The organism is Vibrio sp. 1159 (genome assembly GCF_033340395.1).
GTDB lineage: Bacteria > Pseudomonadota > Gammaproteobacteria > Enterobacterales > Vibrionaceae > Vibrio > Vibrio alginolyticus.
In genome coordinates this window covers 134869-151667 of sequence record NZ_JAWOWL010000002.1, presented here as the reverse complement: position 1 = coordinate 151667, position 16799 = coordinate 134869, and the positions used below count along the sequence as shown (strand labels likewise).

The following is a 16799-nucleotide window of genomic DNA, read 5'->3' as shown; positions in this document are numbered from 1 at the left end:
GCATGTTTTCCCTGTTTACTCGTCTATATGTGGGGTTAGTAACTGGCCTTGCGCTGACTGTTGCTTTGTTTCTCTTTATGGGGGAAGAGTACATGCGCAAAACAGAAGTCGGTGTTTTTTTGAACGATGGTGCTTATTTTGTCGATCAATACATTGAGCAACGAGGCACTCCGGATTCTCTCTACAAGAAGTTAACCGAAAACGGCAAGCAAGATTTCTTTATCTTTGATTTAACATTGGTTGAAAACTGGGACGGATCACCACCTTGTCGAGATTGTAATCTGCTGTACCGTATGCAAGGGATACCTGTTTATCTTATTGACGGCAGTACCTATGCTGCGGTATTCCCTTTGCCTAACACTTCGAAGAGTTTAGTTTTCAAAGAAAAAACGGATTTCTTTAGCCCACACGTTGATTGGAATGAAGATTCTGAGATTGTATTTATACTTACTCTACTTTTGGTTGTTGTATGCAGTTTAGGCATTATGGTTTACATACCTGTACGACGTCTTGACCGCCAAATTCGGCAACTAACGGCTGCGCAACAACAATTTGGTTCTGGTGAGTTGAATACGCGAGTCGAGCTAAAGCAATTTTCGCAACCCGTGAAAGAGCTCGCCCAAGGCTTCAACTGCATGTCTGAAGAGATTGAGAGACGAGTGCGCCAAACACACATCTTTACTCAAGCTATTCCTCATGAAGTGCGCACTCCGCTGAGTCGTATTCAGCTAGCGACGGATTTAGCTCGACGCACGAGTGGTGAAATGCAGGCAGAGTTACATGACGATATTGAACGATACGTTGATGTCGTGACGGATTTAACGTCCGACATTGTCATGCTGTCTCGCTTGAGTGTGAAAAACCACTCATGGATCGATTCTGTTGAAACCATGGAACTGCCACTTTGGTGTAAAAGCCGCATGAATTACCTAGGCTTAGAGTCCGCCATGTTGAGAGCAGAAAATAAACTCGCGAACCAATTGATTCACTTTCAGCCTACTTTGGGTAACCTTGTCCTCGATAATTTACTGCAAAACGCCAAGCGTTATGGTGAGTCCTGCGTTGAGGTGACGATTCGAACGGTAGCGGATTGCTGGAGCATCGATATTGAGGACGATGGTCCGGGCATCCCTGAGGCAATGCGAGAAGAAGTATTTATGCCATTTTCGCGCTTAGACAAAAGCCGCAACGCCGACATGAAAGGCTTTGGTTTAGGGCTTGCCATCGCTACCAGTGCAGCGCGGCAACTGGGGTGGGAGCTTTCTGTCGGCGAGAGTCACTTAGGCGGCGCACGTTTTACGGTGCTTATTCCTGCCAACGGTTAGAGTAGGCACTGCGGTAGTCTGGCTCTGCGATACCTTCATACAAATCGTCACAAGCTTGCAGTGGACCTATGACGGTTCGGTAGGGTAGGACACCTGCCCAAACAGGGATGTCCATGTCTTCCGCATCGTCGTTGACGCCAAAATTGCTGATTTTCACTGATGCCTCCGTGAGCGGGATACGCAGTAGCATGGTGGCTTTGAGTTCTTTTTCATTACTCAAACGGACTTGTTCTGTTCTCCCCGGAGCGATCTGTTCAATAAAGTGATTCAGCAACCTGTCTTTCTCTTGGTTATCTTCCACCACCTCAAACTGGCCAAAGGCCACAGCACTGCGATAATGCGCACTGTGGTGAAACGCACTTCGAGCCAATACCCAACCATCAAACAAAGTAAAGGTTAAGCACGTTTGCACTCCTTGTTTGAGTGAGCGTAACAGTCGACTGTTGTTGGCACCATGGATATACACGTAATCATCGACACGCCATGCCAGCATAGGGATGACCACAGGGCCTGACTCGTTGGTTATCGCAATATGAGCGATTAGGCTTTCATCTATGATGGCGTGCAGTTTGCTAACATCAGAGACGGCTTTATGTGCGCCTTTCTTAATTTCCGTTCTATTGGTGTTGGATAGCATTTTCTCTCCTTGTTTGCTCACGATTACGAGCGATTGATCCTCATTCTTTGATTGCAATGTAGCGTTTAACTGGTAGCTTAAAGAGAGCCACTTTTAACTAATGGATGGATCCAGTTTGTCTTTGATTGATATCGGTGACCTGCATTTAAAAGACAGTGATGGAACGCGTCAGCAAGCGTTGTTTTTTGCTATTCGCAAGAAAATTGTTCAAGGACTGTGGATGAAGAATGGGAAGCTGCCTTCTACGCGGAAGCTTTCACAAGAGCTTAATCTAAGTAGGAATACCGTGATTTCTGCCTACGAACAGTTAGTGGCGGAAGGGTACTTGAACAGCCAAAAAGGTTCTGGTTTTTATGTTGCCGTAGAACTGCCAGAGCAGTACTTGCCTGAACCTAGTTCAGTTCAGAGAGACTCATCACCGAAAGCTCACTTTGATATCAACCGCGCATTTGCACCGGGTGTACCGGATTTGGACGCATTTCCGATGGCGCAATGGCAAAAGTTACTCACTCGCCATATGTCTCGTACTTGCTTGCTGGGTAATCAAGATATTCAGGGTAGTTGGGCATTGCGCTGTGCTTTAGCTGACTACCTCGCATCAAGCCGTTCAGTGAATTGTTCTCCAGAGCGCATTATTATTACCTCCGGGGCGCAGCAAGCGTTGTCAATTGCGACGATGGTAGTGCTCAAACAAGGTGATAAGGTTCTGATGGAGCAACCAGGTTACGCGCAAATGCGGAAGTTGATTCAGTTCCAAAACTATCAATTTGAGCCTTTGTTCGTAAGAGAGAAATTAGGTTTTGATGTGGAAGCGGTGACCTCAAGCGATGCCGATGCGCTGTATATTACACCAAGTAATCAATATCCGATGGGCACCACACTCAATACCGAGCAAAGAGGAAAGATCATCAACTGGGCGGTCGAACAATCAAGTTGGATCATCGAGGACGATTATGACAGCGAATTTCAGTTTGCTCATCGTCCCTATACCAGTTTACAGGGGCTAGCAGCTCAAATGGGTCGAGATGATCGCGTGTTGTATGTGGGTTCCTTCAGTAAAGTGATGTTTAACGGATTGCGGCTTGGCTACCTTGTAGTTCCTGAACGTTTAGTAGAGCAATGCTTAGTGGTTAAGGACGCGTTAACTGGTGATTCGCCGACGCATACACAAGAAGCATTGGCAGATTTTATTACTGAAGGTGGGTTATTACGTCATATTCGAAAAATGCGTCGACTGTACAAAACTAAGCATGAACAGATGCATGTATCCATTCAACAGTATTTTGGCGACCGTGTTTGCGTCGTTAGCCAAGCGGCGGGGCTTCATATTACGTTGAAATGGCAAGACGGTATGGATGAGCAGCGTTTTACAAAACTGGCAGAGCATGAAGGGATCATCTTGCGACCTTTGAGCTATTATGAACACCCAGATTTTCAAGCACGTCACTGGCATGGTGCCGTGCTTGGTTACGGCAATATCGCGTTAGAGAACATAGACGCTGGTATCCAACGTTTAGCTCACATATTTCGAAATGGGAAGCGATGACTATTCAGCTACACGTGTTTGTCGCTCATGTCGCCACTGTTTCCAAGGCAGTAAAAGTAGAGTAAAAATGCCAAGTGCATAAAACATTGACCAGCCTAAACATATAAAAACACCGGTACAAAGCAGTAGGGACAGTCCCGCAAGTGTTTTACCAAATCCTCGAAGCAATTTAAAAGCGGCTAACATCGCCAACATGTAAACCAGAACGAATACACTGTTTGCGAGTTTTAGGAAAAACTCCAGATCGAGCTGTGATAGGGTTCCTATCACACAAGATATCAATAATATGCCGCCAACTAATATGGTGGCTGAGAAAGGGACACCGCGACGTGAAATCTTGGCTAGTGGACTAGAAGGACGATGTTCACGAGCTTGAGCCCAGACCATTCGCGCTAGGCTCTGTGTGTATAAGTTAACGCTCGCGAAACAAGCGGAGAAACCTATCAAGCTGATTATCCATTTGGCTCCATCGCCTAGTAGTTGGGCACTAAGCCAGGGGATGGATGCGTTATCAAATTGAGCGTTACCATACGCGCCAAATTTTAAAATAACGACAGAGCATGCCCAATAGGTAGCCCCTGCTACAAAACAACCGACCACAATGGCAATAGGGAAATCTCTTTGAGGGTTTTTGAACTCTTCCCCCATATGGGCAAAAGCCTCTATGCCAACAAAACACCAGAACATCACGCCTAACGCTGCGGTAATAGGCCAAATTGACTCTTGTGTGATGGCGGGCATCACAAGATCGGCGCTGTTAACGTCGCCTTTCCATAAAAATGCGCCAACAAGTGCGAAGACACTCAAAGCAATAAGAGTTTGTAAATGACCTGATGATTTTGTGCCCATCAAGTTGACGAACACAAGAAGTACTACCGTGAGAACTTGTGCAAACAGATTGTTGCTAATAGGCTCTGGCAATATTTGTTGTAGAAAGCCTGCGGCGAGTGCAATCGCGGCCGGAACCCCTACCGGAATGACACTAACAAATAGCCAAGCGACACTACTTTCCAGCTTGGCGTTAAAGGCTTTGCGTACAAAAAAGGCTGTTCCGCCCGCGTTGGGGTATCGTTTACCCAGTTGAGCAAAAGTCAGCGCAATAGGACAAATCGCGATGAACAATAAAATCCAAGCCCATAGTGAAAAATGGCCAGCTATACCTGCTGCGATAGCCGGGATCATAAACAGCCCCGTTCCCATTAATGTGGTGGATAACTGTGCGATACCTGATGTGAGTGAAATGTCTTTTTTGAGCTCTTCCATGCGAATTGATTCATCCAATGTTATGAGGCTTATTACGAAAAAGCTTGTGGCTTCTGGTTATTTCGTTTTATGTGTTTAAGCGATGCTATTTATGTGCTGAGTACTTAAGTTGGGAATTTGATTTCAATGTGTTATCTATTTTCTGTTGAAATGGATAACAGCACTCATCTCATGCCCGCCAAATAGCATATCCAAAATGTTAATAACAAAATGATTTACTAAACCGTCAATATGACGGTTGTTTTAAATAATTCCAACAAAATGTTGGTTTCTTATGCAGTTAGAATCGGTATAGAATGAGAAAAATAAGGAAAGCTTGGTAACGGTATGGACAAGTTTGATCATAAGATTGTGGATCTGCTCAGGCACAACGCTCGGCTGTCGGTGACTGAAATTGCGGATAAAGTAAACCTTTCTCGTTCTGCGGTAACGGCCCGTATTCGCAAGCTAGAGCATGACAAAGTGATTCTAGGGTATCACGCTGAAATTGCGCCTTCGGGTGGGGATTCGATTTGCGCCTATTTTGCCTTAAAGTTCGATAAATCAACCTCTACGTATTATTGCGAATCATACGCGGACGAGTTATACAAAATTGATGGCGTAAAATGGTGTCATGCGATCAGCGGTGAGACGGACATGATGGTTTTTGTCGAAGTGCCTACTATGGCTCGCTTGAATGAAATCAGAGATCAAATTCAACGATATCCAGAGCTTCGAAACCTGATGACTCATACCGTCTTAGCTGAATTCTTTAACACGACTGGGAACCTGTTTGTGAAGTGACCATGAATGGATGCCATGTTGAAAACCCTTCTGAGCGAATATGTTAAACAACATTAATTTGCATCTACTTAGATCCTTGCATGTACTTTTAGAGGAGTGTCATGTCAGCCGGACCGCAGACCGTTTGCACATTACGCAGTCTGCCGTCAGTCGACAGCTTGCACAATTGCGCGATCTGTGTGGTGACCCACTGCTTATTCGTCAAGGTAATCAACTGATACCAACGCCACGAGCAATAGCGTTAAAATCAAAGCTTGATGCATTACTGGCTGAGTTTGACCATTTACTCGATGACCAACCTTTTGAGCCGCGGCAGTGGCAAGGTGAGCTTGTTATTGCTTCTAGTGACTACGTGGCGCAATACGTATTGCCCGATATTGCCTCTCACTTGGGTGAACAAGCGCCACAGTTAGATATGGCGTACCGACTGTGGCAACCCAACTTTCTTGATAAACTTCATGAGACGGGCATCCATATCGCGTCTTCTATGTATCCAGAAAAACCACAGAGTGTGTCGAGCGTTAAAATTGGTGAGGATTCATCAGTTTGTTTGATGAAATCTTCTCATCCGTTAGCAAAGCAGGACCAGATCAGTATTGAAGACTTGATTTCATATTCACACATCAAAGTGACTGGCGGCGGAGACAAAGATTCCTACACTGATTTAGCATTGAAAGAGCTAGGGCACACCCGCCACGTTACCTTTAAGGTTCCATTCTTCTCTGCTGCGATCAATCGCTTAGTTGCAAGTGAGCACCTGATGGTGGCTCCTGAACATATTGCCGTTAACCTCGCTAAGCATTGGGACTTAACCCATAAAGCATTACCACTCGAAACACCTATTCATCAATATTGGTTAATGTGGCACCCCAAATACGACACGGATCCTGCGCATAAATGGGTGCGAGAAGAGATTCGCTCAGTAATGCAAATCTCTGAATATTCCATTCGCTAATACGTACACCGTTTAGCTATGACTTGAAGTCATGATTAGTATGAATAACTTTGATTTCTAATTATACCTCTTCCGTTGATAGAGTGAGCTTCAAAGAGGGGAGATTCTTATGACACTAACAGTTTGGTTATCACTTTTTACCGTGTGTTTATTAGGGGCTATGTCACCAGGTCCCAGCTTAGCTATTGTCGCTAAGCACTCGTTGGCTGGTGGACGTATCCATGGATTAGCTACGGCTTGGGCTCATGCGTTTGGCATTGGTATATATGCGTTTATTACCTTGATTGGTCTCGCTGTTGTTTTGCAGCAAAGCCCGATGCTGTTCAAGACGATTAGCCTTGTGGGTGCGGCATATCTTGCGTATTTAGGGTTTAATGCTTTGCGTTCAAAAGGTGGTGTGGCTGCGAAGTTGGAGTCAGGTGAGGAAACAACGGTAATCCAGTCTGCGCGAGAAGGCTTTTTTATCTCGATTTTAAGTCCCAAAATTGCTTTGTTTTTTATCGCATTATTCAGTCAGTTTGTCGCGCTCGGTAATGATTTGAGTAATCAGATGATCATTGTTGCCACGCCGTTTGTTGTGGATGGGCTTTGGTACACCTTTATTACCCTAGTGCTATCGAGCTCTAAAGTCGTTGACAGAATTCGCTCTAAGGCAGTGTTGATTGATCGTTTGTCAGGGGTAGTACTCATGCTGCTGGCTCTTAGAGTGGTCGTAACGGTATAGACAAGCTCGCAAGACAGAAATACTAAAAGCAGCCCGTGTGGCTGCTTTTTTGTCTACTCTCAGTAACCCTTACACAATTTACGTAATTCTGACGCTAAACGTTGCTAAAATTAATATTATCAATAGTGTTACTTTGGTTCATATTCTCATTTGCTGTGAAAGCTACTTTCCAACGCATTGTTATAATGAGAACGATAGCCACTTAACGTTAATACTAACAGTGTCGCATATTAAGTCGAGAGTGCTTTATTGGATAAAAACGGACTTTCCTCTTACTTACCCTATGAAAGGGGTAGAGACTCCATGACCGTTTAGAAGGTGAGAGCAATATGCAAAGAATAGTAGATTTAGCTCCAGTAGTAATTTTGACCAGTGTTTGCAGCGTTGCTTGGATATTCTTTTCAACAAAGAGCATTTGGGTGTTTTTTGAACTGTTTGTATTTACGATGCTTGGCTTTGGCCTTTTGTACGGGTTACTACAAAAGGCTGATCCTAAACACTTTGACTTTGTTTTAAACCACATCGATGAAATTAAGAAGGAAGGCAAAGATGCTTGCCTAAGCGGCGCTCCGAAAGAATCCAACCCATACTCTGGTGTCGATGGTGATTTATGGGAGGCTGGTTACACAGCCTCCTACAACAAAAAGATAAAGCAATAAACCGCTAGGTGTTTATTCAATATTGTGCTTTTCAAAAAAGCACCCTGCCATTTTAAGGACAGGGTGAAAGCAAGAAGTTTCTCAGGAGCGGTCGGGGGAGAGAAACTCATCTAAATCTTATTTACTTACCGGCGAACCTCTTCAAATTCACCTTCAATCGCATCTGCTTTACCTGTATTAAATTCATATTCTTCGTGCATTTCTCTCTGCATTTTCTTGACGCGATTTTCAATACGCTTGCCGGTAATTAATGCTGCGATGGTCAACGGAATCGCAATGATCAAGCTAAATACTAACGTAAAAAAGCCGGTAATCAGTGCTAGTGCAGTTACAATAATCCGATTCATAATCATGACCTCTCTGTAATTTATGTGCTCAGATTAATGCTGTGAACATGAACAAAACATGAATGCTGACGTTCACTTTGTCCGGAGAGTGTCAAATGAATGAAACGAAAAAACGCCTGAGGGTGATCAGGCGTATAAACGGGGAAAAATATTAGTAATGCGCATGGCGCTTATTATTTAGAACAAATATGAGATATTGTCCGCTACGCTATGTGGTTAACGTTGTGGAGCAAAGTTCACCTATCGAGGGAATGTTTGGTAACGAACACCCATCATTTGTTCCATACAGTGCACAACTTGGCAGCTGTAACCGAATTCGTTGTCGTACCAGATGTAAAGTACACAACGCTTGTCTTGTGCGATAGTCGCTTGACCATCTACGACGCCTGCATGGCGAGAGCCAACTAAGTCAGTTGATACAATTTCTGTTGAATCGGTGTAGTCAATCTGTGCCGAAAGCTCAGAGTTCAACGCCATTTCACGCAAGTAATCGTTCAGTGAATCACGGTCTACGTCTTCACCTAAGTTTAGATTAGCGACTGCCATAGAAACGTTTGGTGTCGGTACGCGAATCGCGTTGCCTGTTAGCTTGCCTGCAAGCTCTGGCAATGCTTTAGCAACTGCTTTTGCCGCACCTGTTGAAGTCAGAACCATGTTTAGTGAAGCACTACGTCCGCGACGGTCACCAGAGTGGAAGTTGTCGATCAAATTTTGGTCGTTTGTGTATGAGTGCACGGTTTCAATATGGCCAGAAAGAACACCATATTTATCGTTCAGAGCCTTAAGGACTGGCGTGATTGCATTTGTTGTACAGCTTGCCGCAGAGATGATGGTGTCATCTTCTTTAATTACCGACTCATTTACACCGAATACAACGTTTTTGATGTCACCTTTACCTGGTGCTGTTAGCAGTACTTTCTCTGCGCCTTGACACGCTAAGTGTTGGCTCAGGCCTTCAGAATCACGCCAAACACCTGTGTTATCAACAACTAGCGCGTTATTGATACCGAAAGCTGAATAGTCTACTTCGCTTGGGTTATTTGCGTAGATAATTTGGATGTAGTTGCCGTTAACGATCAGTGCTTTACGCTCTTCATCGATAACAATACTACCGTTGAACTGGCCGTGAACTGAGTCACGACGCAGCAGGCTAGCACGCTTCTCCAAATCGCCTTTTTTACCGCCACGAACCACAATCGCACGTAGTCTTAGTGGGTAACCTGGACCACTTTTCTCAATGAGAAGGCGAGTAAGTAGTCGACCAATGCGACCGAACCCGTAAAGAACCACATCACGCGCTTTCAATGAAGAATCTGCGTCGCGAGCGCCATCAAGTGCAGTGATAAGGAAATCGTTTAGAGAGCTTGTATCGTCATGTTCATTCCAGTACATAGTTGCCAATTGGCCAACATCGACACGGCATGAAGAAATGCTCATTTCACAAAGCGCTTGAATAATAGGCATCGTGTGCTCAAGCGAAAGTGGGTTACCGGTATAACGTCTTGCAACGCGATGAGTTTTGAGAATGTCTATAGTAGTAGCATTAATAAGCGTTTTACCAAACAGAACCACTTCGATTCCTTTTTGACGATATAGCTTACCAATTAGAGGGGAAATAGATTCAGCAATCGTTTGGCTAGTTTGCCAGTCTTGGAGATATTTCTCTGGACTCATTGTTGTATTAGACCTTTCACGTTTTGGGGGCTAACCATACTCTCTGCTGTTGCCTCTTCGGCAGCGTGCAAGAGTGTGGTGGGTTATGTAATCGGGTTGTAATAGTTATGTGTGCGGATTCTAAGGTCGGAGTCCTTATTCTGCTAGGAAAATTAAATCCAGTGTAAAACACTACTTAAGGGGACGTTAGTGGTGGATTAATGTGACTAAAGCAGTGGTTTTCACGTATTGACATTTAGAAAGTAACTTACTTTTTTTGCGATGATAACGTTTGCTTTCAAATTATTTTTGTTGACAAAAATGGATATTTTGCATTTTTGTGTGATTTAACTCGATAAGGCAACTCAATAGGTAAACATACAATAGATGATTTCCTGAAAAGTGATGCGACTCTTAGTTGTGAGTGAAACTTTATTGTTTGCATCCAACTTTAAGATCAAAAAATATGACTTGAATCACAATTGCCACTTCATTAGCCGATGATAAAACACTCACAATAACCATAATCTAGGTAGGTGAATGTTGTTTGAAAGTAACAATGTCGTATATGCCTTTCAATGCAAGAAACTAGTCTAATATTAAATAAACGGATGAAATCAACCATTAGGCTGATGGATGTTGAGATTATCAATAAAAACACGCTTAGCACTCCTCGCACTATTACCCGCTGTGGTAATAGTGGTGTTTGCAGTTCAGCAGTTTTCTGATAATGCGTTGCGCGTGAGCCGTCTCAATCAAACGGTTAGCAATATTCAAGGTTTCCAATTGATATCCAAGGCCTCCCACTTTATTTACTCCATAGAGAAAGTACGCCGACAGCCTGATCTTCAAGTCTCTGCAGCCATTAATATTGAAGAACAAGGTGAAGTTATTTCTTCTTTGCATCAAAAGTTTGTGAGTAACCCTAATACTGCTGAGTATGCTGATGAACTGAAAGAAGCCATGCTGGGGGTATTGTCAGGTAGATTGAGTGAGATGGACGACCTGGGTGATTGGGCATTTCAACAGCTCCAAAATATGTCGCGCTCTTTGTTGCAAAATCATCAATGGTATGGCAGTGACGATGGCATTCGCATGCAAAATTTTATTGCCTACCTTGCTCAGCTCTCTTTTTGGACACAGAAAGAAGCTTGGCTGACGAACCGTTTAGTCCAAGACCCTAAGAGTCGGCTAAGTCAAAGTATGTTTTATCAGGCGATTGACAGACAGCAGCAAAATTTGGATGCGTTTTTAAACTTAGGTGGGTCATACGAGCAAGTGGATAAATTGCTTGGCTTGTTTACTTCGCCGAGATATCAGAGAAACTTGGCGTCTCGCGGACAATTAATGTCAGGAGACATGTCACAAAGTGACTACGCCGCGTATTTAAAAGAACTCGATTTTCGTGTGCAGCGCTTACAAGTGCTCATTGATGGGTTCACCAAACAAACTGAGCAGTCGCTTCTCACGCAGGTTCATGAACAAAAGGCCAATATAGCGATGATCAGTTTTGGCGTCGCCTTAGTGGTTATCCTGCTTTGTTGGCTCGGATTTAGTACTTGGTTCCGAGTTAACAGCAAACTCGATGCGATCATTCATACTTTAAACGCGTTGATCAACTCCGAAGAGAAGCAAACAAAAGTCAAAGTTGATGGAAGTGATGAACTGACCATTTTTGCTCAGCAAGTGAATCGAGTGGTTGAAGAAATGCAGAGACAAACTGAAGAAATACTGCATGCAAAAGAGTCAGCAGTGTCGGCTAATCGTGCAAAATCTGTGTTTCTTGCCAACATGTCACATGAAATCCGCACGCCCCTTAACGGGATCATGGGCATGACAGAAATACTCTCTCAAAGTGAGTTGTCTTCGCATCAACAAGAAGTTGTTGATGACATTGACTCATCATCTCAAACGCTGCTTACTTTACTTAACGATATATTGGATCTCTCTAAAATCGAGTCTGGACGATTGGAGCTGTCACTAGTAGAAGCGGATATCCGAGAAGTCGTGTATCAGTCGATGATTTTATTCCAATCCAAAGCAACATCTAAACAGCTAAAGTTAGGTATTAATTTAGCTGAAAATATCCCCATTCGCGTGATGGTCGATGATCATCGTGTCAAACAGGTAGTTACGAATCTGGTATCGAATGCGGTTAAGTTTACCGAAAGTGGGCATGTATGCGTTGATGTTAGTTATGAAGAGTTACCTGAGAAAGAACGTGGAGTGCTGACGTTTAAAGTAGAAGATACCGGAATAGGCATTGATCAAGATAAGTTAACCACGATTTTTGAACCCTTTACTCAGGAAGATGAAGGAGTGTCGAGGCAATTTGGCGGCACAGGGTTGGGTTTGGCAATTTGTTGTCAGCTTGTGTCGATGATGGGGGGCAAGCTCGTAGCAACATCTACAAAAGGGGTGGGCACATGCTTTGAATTCTCGATTGAGGTTGAAGCAATTCCGGTGTTTGGCTGGCGTTCTGAGGTGATTAATAAAGGGCTTTTGATCTGCTCAAATTACGACTACGCCGACCAAGTATTAAAAGAGTGTCGCTTAGCGAAAATCAATCTCTTTGGTGTTAATAATGTGAATGAAGTGCAAGCGATAAATGATGACTTTGATGTCATATTTCTGTGCCACAGTAACGACGCTAATACCGATGAAATCTTGGATAATCTATCATTTAATTACGATCTTCGCCGTGTGATTATTTGCCAGCATCATTTATCCACTCCCTACGAAAATGCAGAAAAAGTACATGCCGTACTCACATTACCTTTCCTTGGCAATCGATTTAAGCATGTCATTGATGATTTAGCTAAGGTTGAAAAGACTATATCAAGTGACAATGTCACCAATAATGTTGTCAGCTCTGAATATCGAGCGTCGCGCTCTCATCGGAGGATCTTAATTGCGGAGGATAACTTGATGAACCAGAAAATAGCGAGTTTCTTTCTGGATAAAGCAGGTTATGACTATTTGATAACAAGCAACGGTCAAGAAGCGTTAGAAGCCATCACAAAGGGAGAAGAATTCGATGCAATTTTAATGGACTGCATGATGCCCGTGATGGATGGACTGACCGCGACGAAAGAAATTCGTCGTTGGGAAAAGAAAGCAGGACGTGAAAAAACGATGATTATCGCACTCACTGCGAGTGTTTTGGAAGAAGACATCCACAACTGTTTTGCGGCAGGCATGGATGCTTATTTACCTAAGCCGTATAAATCGAACCAGTTGTTTGAGCTCTTTAGTGAATTAAAACTCGCCTAGCTAACATTTCAACTTAGACAAGGTGTCAAAACGATTAAGCCCCATTTCAGGGGCTTAGTTCTGATTATTCATCGTTACGCGTTGGCTTGAGCGCCTGCGAGTTTGCGTATGGTTTGGCGATAGGTTAGGTATGCGGAAACACCAGCTAACAGGTTGCCGATACAAGCGCCTAAGAGTAAACCTCGGATTCCATCCATTTGAGCGCCAACCCACAAGCACGGTAGGAAAAAGACAAACAAGCGCAGCGCTGAAATAGTGAGCGCGGTGTAAGATTTGCCTAATGCATTACAAAGAGAAACCATTAGCATACAAACCCCTAATGAACCCAAACTGATCGGCACTATCAGTAAATGCATTTCCAAGACTTGCTCCACTTGCACATCACTTGTCATCAATAATGCGAGTGGGTTTGCGACGGCAAATGTAATGGCAGCAATCAAAAGTTGGAAACCTAGAATGAATTTTACGGCAATACTGACGAGCCTTTGGATATCTTCATAGTTCTTTGCTCCAAGTAAGCGTCCAACCATTGGAGGCATAGACATTGTCAGCGCCAAGACCGAAACGATAGCAAAGAACTCATAGCGTGAACCAAGCGCCCAAGCGGCGACTGCTGCGGTTCCAAAGCTTGCCAATAATTTTGTTGCTAGCATGGAAGACAACGGTGGCAGCAGTTGGCTAATCATCGCAGGGCCCATAATGTTACCGATAGATGCAACACTTTTGGCTACGTTAAGATCTTGCCATTGTGTCGTTGCCCAGTGATTCTTTTTCACGCGAGGAGCGACGACTAAAATACCAAACCCAAAAGCGACGATGGTTGCTATTGCCGCTCCGTTAATACCCAAGTCAAATGTGAAAATAAATAGCGGATCGAGCACAAGGTTCACGCCGCTGGTTATCATCATCATTGTGCCAGGTAACATTGTATTGCCATTAGCTCGGCAGATACTGTAATAAAAATACAAAACCGCACCAGTCCATGAGCTTAATAACCACCAAGGCCAGTAACTGTCGATTATCGGCATAACAGATTCTGGAGCGCTTAATAGAGCTAAAATGGGGTAGCGCAAAAGCCAAATTAGCCCGCCAAAAATAGCGACACCAATTGAGCCGATCATCAATACTAATCCGCCCAGTTGTTTGGCATACCGACTTTCATTCGCCCCAAGAGCTTTAGAAATGACCGCTGTCGTTGCGATCCCTAGACCGACTTGAATGCCGATAATGACCATTTGCAAAGGCAGAGTGAAACCTTGAGCGGCTAACGGTAAAACGCCGAGCTGACCGATAAACGCGCTATCCACAAGCTGAAAGCTCATTAAAGACAGAACGCCAAAAAGCATTGGCCAGGTCATCGTAAATAATTGTTTTGCAAGCGTTGGTTGTGTACTTGTCGTAGTTGAAGACATAGAAAGCTGAATGCGTTAGGAATAAGAGTTAGATTGATTGTACACGGCGGTTAGTTTAGAGACAAAAATAAACCCCGAGGAAGATATTCTTGCTCGGGGTTCGAAAATCTAGCTTACGCGTTTATTTTTTGCCGCTAGTTTGCTTGTCTTCTTCAGTCAGCTCACGAATGCGACGGCTGATGTCACGACGTGCTTTAGAGATCTCAGCGCTTTTAATGATGTGGTCATCTACACGATCTTCATAGTCTGCTTTCATATTTTTGATGATTGCGACGATTTCATCGTGAGTCATTTCTGGTTTGATGTAGTCTAGAAGGTTTTCTAGAAGATCAACACGTTTGCGGTTATCACGAACTTTCTTCTCGTTATCAAGAAGCTCACGTTTTAGTTTGTTTTTACGACGAGCTTGGTTAACGATTTCAAATACGCTACTCATAGTTCTCTTTCCTAATTTTATGAATATCTTCCTCGATTAAAGCACAACATCCAGTGGCATAACAGTCTTTAGATCAATAGCAATGCAGAGTTGAACATTTCTCAACCAATTGCGCTGTGTACATATAATCGTGCTGCTTTCTTCGAGTTTTGGCCAACATCGTAGAATCCATCGATTCATTGTCATAACGTGGCCTTCACTATATTATCAACACCATTGAATGCAAAATGATGAACTTGATATGGACTCTGGTAACACTGCGGAGCAAGTAAATAGTCAAGATAATGAGCAAGTCACTCGCTCTGTGGCTGAAAAGTTAAAAACGGCGTATATCAACGCCCGTGAGCAACTCGAAATCATCGAAGTTGAGCTTAATCGTTCAAAAATAATGATGGTCGACCAAGATGGCAATTTGACGAGAGTGCCGATTCTCTCGGAGCATTGATACCTGACCCTATTCGTAAGGGGTGTCAGGTCTTACGCTATGCTTTAGCCTGACACCAACACCTGAACCGCTAACGCTTCTTGCACTGCTGTGTGAATTTATGGCGTATGATTTCGAAGCGATTTAGGTACAAAGTCAAATGCAAAAATAATAAGGAAATGCATTATGAAAGTTGAGCTAACGGCAATTGAAGCACGAGTTATTGGTTGCTTGATCGAAAAAGAAGTCACTACCCCAGATCTTTACCCCCTCAGCCTAAACGCATTAACCAACGCGTGTAATCAAAAAAGCAACCGTGATCCTGTGATGTCACTCTCTGAGTCAGACGTTCTCGATGCCGTTGATGCTCTTATTGAGCGCAGGCTTGTCAGTGACGAAAGTGCGTTCAACAGCCGCGTCAGCAAGTATCAACACCGTTTCTGTAATACGGAATTTGGTGATTTAAAGCTGACAGAGCAGGAGAAGGGCATTGTATGCTGTATGCTTTTGCGCGGTGCTCAAACACCTGGGGAAATTCGTACTCGTACTAATCGTCTCGCGACATTTCATGATGTAAAAGAAGTGGAAACGGTCCTTGAGCATTTAGCAAGCGAAGAGAAAGGACCATTAGTGGTCAAATTACCACGTGAGGCTGGTAAGCGGGAGTCGCGTTATATGCATTTGTTCTGTGGTGATGTTGATGCGTCCGAACTTGCAGCGCCTGTGTCTGCTGCAAGCTCGAGCTCCGATCGAGTAAGTCAGCTAGAGCTCGAAGTCGCTCAGCTGAAAGAAGAGCTGGATGAATTAAAAGCTAAGGTTGAGTCACTGCTTTCATGATGGAAAATACAACGCAGCGTTGGAGTGTCTACCTGATACGAAATAACCGCAACGCGTTGTATTGTGGTGTTACCAATGATGTTGAACGAAGATTCAATCAGCACCAAACCGGAAAAGGAGCGAAAGCTTTGAAGGGAAAAGGCCCTTTGGTATTGGAATGGTCATCGGATTTTGACTCAAAGACGCTTGCCATGCGAGCAGAGTACTATATTAAGCAACTAACTAAAGCGAAAAAAGAGCTGCTCGTTATGTCAAAAGCAAATATTGTCGTCGACGAACATCAACAAATGATGTTAGAGATAGTGGCACTCTGATAAGCCCTTGCTACGCAAAGATACACGGAAACCGCCTATGTCACATTGGCGGTTTCTTTTTGTTTTTGGAGTACCATGTAGGAATAAACTGACGCATAATGGGCTGGTGTTCTGTTTAAAGGTCCTGAATATGAAAAGCGCGAAATGTCTCTACGTCATCGAGACAAAGGAAGCGACTCAATGTACTTTATTTGCATCCACTCAGACCAAG

At 43.8% G+C, this 16799-nt stretch carries 16 protein-coding genes; 10 read left to right on the top strand and 6 right to left on the bottom strand.

All coding sequences use genetic code 11. The annotated features are described in order from the left end of the window. The first annotated feature begins 2 nt into the window (after positions 1-2). Positions 3-1325, top strand: a complete 1323-nt coding sequence (locus tag R7127_RS02400; RefSeq protein WP_158159476.1) for an ATP-binding protein — start codon at positions 3-5, stop codon at positions 1323-1325. On the opposite strand, the gene R7127_RS02395 is transcribed toward R7127_RS02400, so the two are convergent. Further along, on the bottom strand, positions 1306-1962 hold the full coding sequence (locus R7127_RS02395; RefSeq protein ID WP_262584299.1) for a pyridoxamine 5'-phosphate oxidase family protein: 657 nt from the start codon (positions 1960-1962) through the stop codon (positions 1306-1308). The two genes, R7127_RS02400 and R7127_RS02395, sit on opposite strands and share 20 nt — an antisense overlap. A gap of 100 nt (positions 1963-2062) precedes the next feature. Between R7127_RS02395 and R7127_RS02390 the strand changes: the two genes are divergently transcribed. Beyond that, positions 2063-3508 (top strand): PLP-dependent aminotransferase family protein, encoded by a 1446-nt coding sequence (locus R7127_RS02390; RefSeq protein ID WP_158159478.1) that lies wholly within the window; start codon positions 2063-2065, stop codon positions 3506-3508. Here R7127_RS02390 and yjeH read toward each other — a convergent pair whose 3' ends face one another. Further along, entirely contained in the window at positions 3509-4771 is a 1263-nt protein-coding gene (gene yjeH, locus R7127_RS02385) for an L-methionine/branched-chain amino acid transporter (protein WP_318141783.1), read from the bottom strand. Positions 4772-5098: 327 nt separating this feature from the next. On the opposite strand from yjeH, the gene R7127_RS02380 reads away from it, so the two are divergent. From R7127_RS02380 to R7127_RS02365, 4 genes are all read left to right on the top strand, one after another. Then, positions 5099-5554: an Lrp/AsnC family transcriptional regulator gene (locus R7127_RS02380; RefSeq protein WP_005373615.1), complete on the top strand. Its 456-nt coding sequence runs from the start codon at positions 5099-5101 to the stop codon at positions 5552-5554. A gap of 40 nt (positions 5555-5594) precedes the next feature. Beyond that, positions 5595-6509 (top strand): LysR family transcriptional regulator, encoded by a 915-nt coding sequence (locus tag R7127_RS02375; protein ID WP_158159480.1) that lies wholly within the window; start codon positions 5595-5597, stop codon positions 6507-6509. A 109-nt stretch (positions 6510-6618) separates the two neighbouring features. Then, positions 6619-7233, top strand: coding sequence for a LysE family translocator (locus R7127_RS02370; protein WP_017819876.1), 615 nt, complete (start codon positions 6619-6621; stop codon positions 7231-7233). A 329-nt stretch (positions 7234-7562) separates the two neighbouring features. Further along, the gene (locus R7127_RS02365; protein ID WP_005373609.1) at positions 7563-7892 is read left to right on the top strand and encodes a hypothetical protein; all 330 of its coding nucleotides are present in this window, start codon (positions 7563-7565) and stop codon (positions 7890-7892) included. A 125-nt stretch (positions 7893-8017) separates the two neighbouring features. Here the strand turns inward: R7127_RS02365 and R7127_RS02360 are convergent, their stop codons facing one another. Together R7127_RS02360 and R7127_RS02355 are read right to left on the bottom strand one after the other, a co-directional pair. Continuing rightward, the gene (locus R7127_RS02360) at positions 8018-8239 is read right to left on the bottom strand and encodes a hypothetical protein (protein WP_021035939.1); all 222 of its coding nucleotides are present in this window, start codon (positions 8237-8239) and stop codon (positions 8018-8020) included. A 240-nt stretch (positions 8240-8479) separates the two neighbouring features. After that, the gene (locus R7127_RS02355; RefSeq protein WP_005373606.1) at positions 8480-9913 is read right to left on the bottom strand and encodes a glyceraldehyde-3-phosphate dehydrogenase; all 1434 of its coding nucleotides are present in this window, start codon (positions 9911-9913) and stop codon (positions 8480-8482) included. Positions 9914-10528: 615 nt separating this feature from the next. Between R7127_RS02355 and R7127_RS02350 the strand changes: the two genes are divergently transcribed. Beyond that, on the top strand, positions 10529-13165 hold the full coding sequence (locus R7127_RS02350) for an ATP-binding protein (protein ID WP_158159481.1): 2637 nt from the start codon (positions 10529-10531) through the stop codon (positions 13163-13165). A gap of 74 nt (positions 13166-13239) precedes the next feature. Here R7127_RS02350 and R7127_RS02345 read toward each other — a convergent pair whose 3' ends face one another. Next, positions 13240-14577, bottom strand: a complete 1338-nt coding sequence (locus tag R7127_RS02345; protein WP_005385628.1) for an MATE family efflux transporter — start codon at positions 14575-14577, stop codon at positions 13240-13242. Between the two features lie 121 nt (positions 14578-14698). After that, complete coding sequence (locus R7127_RS02340; RefSeq protein WP_005373603.1) at positions 14699-15013, bottom strand: DUF496 family protein; 315 nt, start codon at positions 15011-15013, stop codon at positions 14699-14701. 241 nt (positions 15014-15254) lie between these two features. Between R7127_RS02340 and R7127_RS02335 the strand changes: the two genes are divergently transcribed. The 3 genes from R7127_RS02335 (at position 15255) to R7127_RS02325 (ending at position 16588) form a co-directional block, all read left to right on the top strand. Further along, a complete protein-coding gene (locus R7127_RS02335) occupies positions 15255-15458 on the top strand; it encodes a hypothetical protein (protein WP_031777159.1) in 204 nt (67 codons plus the stop codon). Between the two features lie 165 nt (positions 15459-15623). Continuing rightward, complete coding sequence (locus R7127_RS02330; RefSeq protein WP_005373594.1) at positions 15624-16274, top strand: YceH family protein; 651 nt, start codon at positions 15624-15626, stop codon at positions 16272-16274. Further along, the gene (locus R7127_RS02325; RefSeq protein WP_005373593.1) at positions 16271-16588 is read left to right on the top strand and encodes a GIY-YIG nuclease family protein; all 318 of its coding nucleotides are present in this window, start codon (positions 16271-16273) and stop codon (positions 16586-16588) included. The genes R7127_RS02330 and R7127_RS02325 overlap by 4 nt, the downstream gene beginning before the upstream one ends. Positions 16589-16799: the final 211 nt, after the last annotated feature.